We start from the raw sequence: 251 nt of genomic DNA, 5'->3' as shown, positions 1-251 counted from the left end.
ACGGAAGGTGCTAAAGGCATGAAAGGCGCAATCCAAAAAGCAGAAGAAATTGTCGCCAGCAATCCAGAGAAATACCTGCTGCTGCAACAATTCAGCAATCCGGCAAACCCTGAAATTCACGAAAAAACCACCGGTCCGGAGATCTGGGAAGATACCGACGGTCAGGTTGATGTATTTATTGCTGGCGTTGGGACTGGCGGTACGCTGACTGGCGTCAGCCGCTACATTAAAGGCACCAAAGGCAAGACCGA

Annotated in this window: 1 protein-coding gene; it reads left to right on the top strand. The window is 50.6% G+C overall.

What is annotated here, in order from left to right:
* On the top strand, window positions 1–251 hold a 251-nt coding region (locus SB822_RS59205; protein WP_410859390.1), incomplete at both ends, for a pyridoxal-phosphate dependent enzyme.

Origin of the sequence: Paraburkholderia sp. SIMBA_054 (assembly GCF_046534875.1) — a bacterium.
GTDB classification, from domain to species: domain Bacteria; phylum Pseudomonadota; class Gammaproteobacteria; order Burkholderiales; family Burkholderiaceae; genus Paraburkholderia; species Paraburkholderia hospita.
The sequence above is the reverse complement of the archived record's forward strand: the minus strand, read 5'-3'. Positions and strand labels throughout refer to the sequence as shown.